The organism is Kosmotoga sp. (assembly GCF_982836095.1).
On the sequence record NZ_CEYIHJ010000049.1, the window covers coordinates 1 to 7288 of the forward strand.

Genomic DNA, 7288 nt, shown 5'->3' on the forward strand with positions numbered 1-7288 from the left:
TTGAGACATCTTTCACCCCATCATTTGTTATCAGGTGAGCCTCAACAGGCATTAGTTTAACAAGTTCTTCAAGTGCGTGGGAAGCTCCCAATACAGATCGCATTTCTATCCAATGACCCAATAGCATGATGTCAATTAATGTCACCAATTCCCAGTAAAAAGTTTTTCCAGCAATTCCAAAGGTTACTGCAGCGCTGTAAAAAAAAGCTACACTTATTGCCATTGCTATTAATGTCATCATTCCCGGTAATTTTTCCGAGATTTCCTCTCGAGCACCCTTGATGAAAGGAAATCCTCCATAAATATAAACCACTACAGCCAAAAAAAAGAGCAGATAATTTGCTCCAGTGAATGTAATATCGTAATTCAAAACCATTTGAAAAAATGGTGATAGAAATAACACGGGAGCTGTCAATATCAATGAAATGAAAAACCTCTTTTTAAAGTCCTGTAGCATGTGTTGATGATGAGAACCATTAATTGTAGGATCAGCTTTATTATGGACATGACCTTCCATATGTTTTTCACCACCTTGCACATTGTCACCTTCCTTCTAAGTATCCCTCCCCCATGGGGGGTATCTTTATTTTAAACTATTTTTCTTTTCAATATGATTTCCCAGATGAAACAAATTCCATTAGAAGAACTAAATGGTTGATTAGTGAATAAAAAAAAGTTATTATATATCTAAGGTGATATATCGGAGGCGATATATATGCACAAAGGTTTTTTGAATGTAGCGATATTCAACATAGTTGTGAAAGAGCACCCTATTCACGGGTATCGCATAATGGAACTGATCGAAGAAAAAATAGGTTATAAACCTTCTCCCGGTTCTGTCTATCCAATTTTGAACGCCCTTGTCTCAAAGGGATATCTTCGCTTTGAAATGGACGGAAAACGGAAGTTGTATTCTCCAACGAAATCCGGACTTAAAGTTCACGAAGAGTTTGAAAGTAAGCGGGCAGAATTAATAAGCACTTACCGGGATCTTTCCGAATCTGTTTCAAAGCTCATGGGGGAGAAAAAAGCTGAAATTCTTTTGCCTAATAATATGGGACATAGCAAACAGCCCGCAGTTGTGAGAAAAATCCTGTTTAGAACCATGGAAATTTTCAAAGAAACAAATTGGGAAAACAAAAAAAGCATCGAAAAACTTATAAGCCAACTAAAAACGTTGATCGATGTTCTGGAAACTTTAAAAGTTGAGGTGAACGAAGATGAGCATCATTGAAGTTAGGGAATTATCCAAGCAGTTTAAGGAAGTATTAGCTGTCGACAATGTCACTTTTGATGTCAAAAAGGGTGAAATCTTTGGACTTTTGGGGCCTAATGGAGCCGGTAAATCTACAACTATAAGAATGCTAACCACTTTATCAAGACCAACATCAGGTACTGCAATTGTTGCTGATCATGACATTTTGAAAGAGCCATCGAAAGTGAGAGAAAAAATAGGGCTTGTTTCAGAGAAAACAATACTGTATGACAGGCTAACGGCGTTTGAAAACCTCATGTTCTTCGCAAAGCTTAATGGGATGGATAAGAAAAACGCCAAAAAACGTTGTATGGAGCTTCTGGAAATGGTAGATATGCTGAAATGGAAAGATACCATGGTTGGTAAATTTTCAACGGGTATGCGTCAAAGAATCAATGTAATAAGAGCGCTTTTACACGACCCCAAGATAATCTTTCTCGATGAACCCACTCTAGGTCTGGATCCTCAAACAACGAGAACCATCAGAGAGCTCATCAAGCAGATAAATGAAGAAGGTCGTACAGTGATTCTAACAACGCATATAATGACAGAAGCGGATATACTTTCAGATAGAATAGCGATTATCGATCACGGAAAAATAGTGGCTCTGGATACTCCAAAAGGTCTAAAGCGTATGTTGAAGCAATCCGATGATGAAATTCTTGATATAGAGATTCCCAATATGACTTCAAATTTAGTAACGGAACTTGAAGCCTTTGACTGTGTGCAAAAGGTTTTAAGCAGATCTTCAGAAGAGATAAGAATAATCATGAATTGTGATAATCCTGTGGCGTTTATCACGGATTTTCTTTCAAAGCATTCATTAAATATACGGGCAATAAAAACCGTAGAGCCGACACTTGAAGATGTTTTTATCAAGCTCACAGGTCATGAAATGCGAGACCAAGCAGTGAAAAAGGCACGTTTTGCAAGGAGGATGATGCACCAATGAAATACGCATTGCAAATAGCTTTCAAAGACTTAAAGTACTTTTTCAGAAGCAGGATAGCCATTTTTGCTTTTCTTATCATGCCGATATTTATGATGCTTATGACTGGCTACATATTTCCAAAAATGCAATCGGGAGCAAATGTTAAAGTCGCTGTATACTCCCTCGACAGCGGTTTTAGAAAAATGATGGAAAACAAGAAAACAGAAAATTTCATCTTTGTGGATAGTGAAGAAGAACTAAAGCAATTCCTTCTGGATGAAAAAGCAGATGTGGCTATGGTAATCCCGGAGGGCTTTCTCAGCGCAATGTTAAAAAAACAGGAAATAAAGGTTAGGCTAATTCCAAGCCCATCAAATCCCCAGATGGCTATGGCGGCAGCGCAGGGTATTACAGCAAGTATTGGGGGATCAATAGGAAATATGAACGACAAATTCACATTGGAAATGGAAAACCCTGGTGGTGGAGAGTTCAATTACTATAGCTTTATGGCTCCTGGTATTATGGCAATGGTTGCGATAATGAGTGTGGTAAATGGACTTGCCGCGGCAATAACCACTGAAAAAGAACGAGGCACTCTTGATGGAATTCTTACAACACCTATTCCGCGTTATTCAATCGTTCTTGGAAAGACACTTGCTCAGGGTATCAGAGGAATATTACAAGCCATAATTATCTTGCTCATAGCAGTGTTTCTTTTTGGAGCTACTGTGCAGGGATCTATCTTGCTTGCCCTTTTTGTCCTTGTGTTGGGAATTATGAGCTTTATTGGTGTAGGAATTATCATAACGGCAGGAGCACCAGATCAGGAAACGAGCCAGATGATTCTTACAACACTCATGTTTCCCATGATGTTTCTTTCAGGAGTATTCTTCCCTGTAAATCAAATGCCTTCGTTTATGCAATCTATATCTAAATTTTTTCCACTCACTTATGCGGCTGAAGCGCTGAGAAAAGTCATGGTATTAGGCGGCACATTCCAAAATATATCGGGTGATGTGATAATCTTACTGATTTTTTCAGTTATCACTTTTTCACTCGCTGTCCCGCTTTTTGGAAAACTTACGACTACATAACGACTATATAAAATCGATCGAACAAAAATCCGGCCTTCGAGCCGGATTTGCTTTATTGATTTCATAACCCCAAATAGGCTTTTCTTACTTCATCATTTTTGAGAAGTTCTTCAGATGGACCGTGGAGAATAATTCTCCCGGTTTCTAAAACATAGCCATAATGCGATGTCTTCAAAGCCACGGCTGCATCTTGTTCAACAAGCAGGATAGTAGTACCTTCACTGTTTATTTTTTTAATAACGCCGAAAACCTCTTTAACAAGCAGTGGTGCAAGCCCAAGGGAGGGTTCATCCATCATCATAAGCTTCGGTCTGGACATTAGAGCACGGCTTACGGCAAGCATTTGTTGTTCGCCACCTGAAAGGGTACTTGCCAGTTGGTTTATCCGCTCTTTTAATCGTGGAAAAAGCTCGAAAACCCATTCAAGGTCCTTATCCACCTCTCCATCTTTTCGATTGTAAGCTCCCATCATGAGGTTCTCTCGTACCGTTAGGTTTGAAAAAACACGCCTTCCCTCAGGTACGAGAGAAATTCCCATCTTGTTGACCAGATGAGGATTAAGGTTTGTTATATCTTTGCCCTGGAAGGTAATTCTTCCTTCCGAAGATTTGACAAGACCACTTATGGCAGAAAGAGTGGTTGTTTTTCCAGCTCCATTTGCCCCGATCATTGTAACTATTTTTCCTTCGGGAACTTGAAGATCAATGCCCTTAATAGCCTTTATTGCCCCATAATTGACTTTCAATCCTTCGATTTTCAGAATAGCATTGTTATTCTGCGACATGAGACCACTCCTCCCCAAGATAAGCCTCTATAACTTTTTTGTTTTCCTGGATTTCATCCGGGGTACCTTCAGCTATAAGAACACCGTAGTCCATTACGAGAATTCTCTCACAAAGCCCCATTACTACCTTCATATCGTGCTCAATTATAAAGATGGTAACTTTGAATTCATCCCTTATCCACTTTATAAGCTGAACAAGTTGTTGACTTTCAGAAGGATTCATGCCAGCAGCCGGTTCGTCAAGAAGCAGAAGCTTAGCGTCAGTAGCAAGTGCTCTCGCAATCTCTAGTAGTCTCTGCTCTCCATAGGGAAGGGAACTGGCTTTTTCAGCAGCGAGTTTTCTAAGACCTAATTTTTCAAGTATATTTAGCGCCTTATCCTTCATCTCTTTCTCTCTGCGTAAATACCCAAGTTTAAAAACACTTCTCCAGAACCATGTGCTATTGGCTCCATATTTGCTCTTGCCGATTTTCACAAGATATTTCTCTGCATCCTTTGTGGCTATTTCGTGGTGCTGTGCTACCATAACATTATCCAGCACAGTCATATCCTGAAAGAGCCTGATATTTTGAAAGGTTCTCGATATCCCGACATGAGTTATATGATGTGGCTTCAAAGAGGTAATATCGAGCCCATTGAACAACACTTTCCCTTTAGTGGGATAGTAAACGCCGGTAACAACGTTAAAAACTGTGGTTTTTCCAGCACCATTTGGACCTATAAGGCCAAGAATTTCTCCCTCTCTTACGTGATTGTTGAAGTCATTTACAGCTGTTAATCCTCCAAACTGCATTGTAACGTGGTCGAGTTTTAGAATTTCATTCATTGCTCTCACCACTTCCACGTCTTAACTTGGAATAGAGAGTATTCCAAGTCAACTCTTTGCGTCCCATGATGCCCCTGGGCCAGAAAATCATAACCATGACAAACATAGCTGAAAAGACCAGCATTCTCAGTCCTGCAATTCCCGAGAATTCAAAGGAAAAGATTTTCATTGGTTCCTCGAGGAATCGAAGCCATTCAGTGAGTATTGCAAAAAGCCCGGCACCAATTATTGCCCCGGAAATACTTCCAAGACCTCCTATGACTATCATGATCAAAACATTGAAAGTAAGCATGACACCTATTGAGGTTGTACGAGGGTCAATTGTAGTAAGCCAGTGGGCATAAAGGGAACCTGAAATCCCAGCAAAAAAGCCTCCAATAACAAAACTAAGTAACTGATGCTTGAAAATATTTATACCCATGGAAGCAGCTGCTACTCTGTCTTCTCTGATAGCCTTTAAGGCCCTTCCAAAACTACTGTTAACAAGGCTCCCAACAAAGAGCACGGTTATTAAAAGCCAGGTCCAGGACCACCAGACATTGGTGTATTGAGGAATGCTTTTCAACCCCAAAGCTCCATTTGTTATGGAGCGCAAGTTCAAAGCGAGAATCCTTATAATTTCACTGAAACCCAGTGTGGCTATGGCAAGATAATCGCCTGAAAGCCTTAATGAAGGCCAACCTATGAGAAAAGAAAATACCGCCGCTACAATCCCACCTATAATCGTTGCTGGAAGGAAAGGAAGCTGCACAGAATTGAATGGCCAGGCTACCTTGTCGAGGATGAAGGTAACTTCCTTTTGATGAATTGACATGGTCAATAATGCTGAAGTATAAGCTCCAAGCGCTATAAAACCTGAATGCCCAAGAGAAAATATACCGGTGATTCCATTTATCAAGGTTAAGCTAACGGCCATTACTCCATATATACCAATGAGAGAAACTATTCGAATCATGTAAGTGTTCATATGGCCGTTTATGAAGAACAAAAGCAGCCACACGAAAAAAACCAAAGCTACGGTCAATATGAAATTAGTCCTATTAGATAATTTCATAGGCATCACACCTTCACTACTGATCTCTTCCCGAGTAGCCCTTCGGGCTTTACGGAGAGAATCAGTATCAGAATGAGAAAAGCAAAGGCATCACGATACCCAGCCATTTTTGGGAAAAAGCCAACAAGCATTATTTCAGTTAATCCCAAAAGGAATCCTCCAACCACAGCTCCCTGAATCGAACCTATGCCACCAAATACAGCCGCTATAAAAGCTTTCAAACCCGGCATAAATCCCATATAAGGCCATAATTGAGGATATCTTGTTGCCCATAGAAGACCGCCAATAGCCGCCAAGGCTGATCCAAGAGCGAAAGTAAAGCCTATTACTCCATCTACGTTCACACCCATAAGAGAGGTGGTAGGAATATCGACCGAAACCGCTCTCATAGCCATACCTATCTTTGTTTTATATATGATCCACCACAGTATAACCAGAGCAACTGCAGTAACAATAAGAATTACAAAAGAAACAATTGGGATTCGTAATCCCCCAACGATTACATTTCTGCCGTATTTGACCTCTTCATGACCGCCCAAAATCAACATGTTGTTGAGAAATTTTGGATATATGTTTCTAAACGAGCGAGGAATGCCAGAGAAGACCACTACTGCGAAACTTTCAAGAAAAAAGGAAACGCCAATCGCCGTTATCAAGGCCGAAACCCTGGGCGCATTTCTTATAGGCTTATAAGCAACCCTGTCGATTGTGAAACCAAGAAGCGCCGCGGCCAAAATAGCGATAACGAAGGAAATCAACCAGGGCACTTTACCCAATGTCACAAGGAAAAAGGCAAAGTATACTGCCATCATAAACACATCGCCATGTGCAAAATTAATCAGCCTGAGTATTCCATACACCATGGTGTAGCCTATGGCGATAAGCGCATAAAGCGAACCAAGGCTTAGGCCATTTATAAGATTTTGAAGAAATGTGTAAAGGTTCAAGCAGGTCACCTCCGGTCATCATTAAGACTCTGTCAAATATTAAAGATGAAGCGGGAGGAACTCTCCCGCCTTATTGTGGATTTATCGTTGTATCGTACTTGAATTGACCATCTTCGATTTTCACAATTGCAACAGATTTAACAGCATTTCCTTCTTTGTCAATGTTGATGATTCCCGTTGCACCAGGGAAATTACTTGTGGTTCTTATAGCCTGCGCTATTGCCTCTCTATCAGTGTTGCCTGCACGCAAAATAGCATCACGTATTACCATGTAGGCATCAAAGCCAAGGGCACTAAGTGCTGCTGGAGTTTTGTTAAATTTCTCTTTGTACTTTGTAAGGAAAAGCTTCGCATTTTCCGTTACAGCAGGGCTATCAGGATGGTAATGGGTCGTAAA

8 protein-coding genes and 1 pseudogene are annotated in these 7288 nt (G+C 40.4%); 3 read left to right on the plus strand and 6 right to left on the minus strand.

The features are described 5' to 3' along the window. A pseudogene (locus AC3LHT_RS04815) lies at nt 1-538 on the minus strand (heavy metal translocating P-type ATPase); the annotation flags it as partial. Nucleotides 539-715: 177 nt separating this feature from the next. Here AC3LHT_RS04815 and AC3LHT_RS04820 point away from each other — a divergent pair. Genes AC3LHT_RS04820 through AC3LHT_RS04830 form a run of 3 tightly spaced genes read left to right on the plus strand, consistent with a single transcriptional unit; the run spans nt 716 to nt 3280 of the window. After that, a complete protein-coding gene (locus tag AC3LHT_RS04820; protein ID WP_290668199.1) occupies nt 716-1234 on the plus strand; it encodes a PadR family transcriptional regulator in 519 nt (172 codons plus the stop codon). After that, complete coding sequence (locus tag AC3LHT_RS04825) at nt 1221-2207, plus strand: ABC transporter ATP-binding protein (RefSeq protein ID WP_290668201.1); 987 nt, start codon at nt 1221-1223, stop codon at nt 2205-2207. The genes AC3LHT_RS04820 and AC3LHT_RS04825 overlap by 14 nt, the downstream gene beginning before the upstream one ends. After that, complete coding sequence (locus tag AC3LHT_RS04830) at nt 2204-3280, plus strand: ABC transporter permease (protein ID WP_290646854.1); 1077 nt, start codon at nt 2204-2206, stop codon at nt 3278-3280. The genes AC3LHT_RS04825 and AC3LHT_RS04830 overlap by 4 nt, the downstream gene beginning before the upstream one ends. Nucleotides 3281-3341: 61 nt before the next feature. Here AC3LHT_RS04830 and AC3LHT_RS04835 read toward each other — a convergent pair whose 3' ends face one another. The 5 genes from AC3LHT_RS04835 to AC3LHT_RS04855 all read right to left on the minus strand — a co-directional run. Further along, nucleotides 3342-4064, minus strand: a complete 723-nt coding sequence (locus AC3LHT_RS04835) for an ABC transporter ATP-binding protein (RefSeq protein ID WP_488662137.1) — start codon at nt 4062-4064, stop codon at nt 3342-3344. After that, complete coding sequence (locus tag AC3LHT_RS04840; RefSeq protein ID WP_290646852.1) at nt 4051-4890, minus strand: ABC transporter ATP-binding protein; 840 nt, start codon at nt 4888-4890, stop codon at nt 4051-4053. The genes AC3LHT_RS04835 and AC3LHT_RS04840 overlap by 14 nt, the downstream gene beginning before the upstream one ends. Beyond that, nucleotides 4883-5950, minus strand: coding sequence for a branched-chain amino acid ABC transporter permease (locus tag AC3LHT_RS04845; protein ID WP_366011475.1), 1068 nt, complete (start codon nt 5948-5950; stop codon nt 4883-4885). The genes AC3LHT_RS04840 and AC3LHT_RS04845 overlap by 8 nt, the downstream gene beginning before the upstream one ends. Beyond that, nucleotides 5950-6891, minus strand: coding sequence for a branched-chain amino acid ABC transporter permease (locus tag AC3LHT_RS04850; protein WP_290668209.1), 942 nt, complete (start codon nt 6889-6891; stop codon nt 5950-5952). The genes AC3LHT_RS04845 and AC3LHT_RS04850 overlap by 1 nt, the downstream gene beginning before the upstream one ends. 70 nt (nt 6892-6961) lie before the next feature. Beyond that, a partial coding sequence (locus AC3LHT_RS04855) for an ABC transporter substrate-binding protein (protein ID WP_488662138.1) occupies nt 6962-7288 on the minus strand: 327 nt, incomplete at its 5' end.

Bases quoted from the DNA above. Each gene is read 5' to 3' on its own strand.
- AC3LHT_RS04820 (WP_290668199.1), top strand. From the start codon at position 716: ATGCACAAAGGTTTTTTGAATGTAGCGATATTCAACATAGTTGTGAAA.
- AC3LHT_RS04825 (WP_290668201.1), top strand. From the start codon at position 1,221: ATGAGCATCATTGAAGTTAGGGAATTATCCAAGCAGTTTAAGGAAGTA.
- AC3LHT_RS04830 (WP_290646854.1), top strand. From the start codon at position 2,204: ATGAAATACGCATTGCAAATAGCTTTCAAAGACTTAAAGTACTTTTTC.
- AC3LHT_RS04835 (WP_488662137.1), bottom strand. From the start codon at position 4,064: ATGTCGCAGAATAACAATGCTATTCTGAAAATCGAAGGATTGAAAGTC.
- AC3LHT_RS04840 (WP_290646852.1), bottom strand. From the start codon at position 4,890: ATGAATGAAATTCTAAAACTCGACCACGTTACAATGCAGTTTGGAGGA.
- AC3LHT_RS04845 (WP_366011475.1), bottom strand. From the start codon at position 5,950: ATGCCTATGAAATTATCTAATAGGACTAATTTCATATTGACCGTAGCT.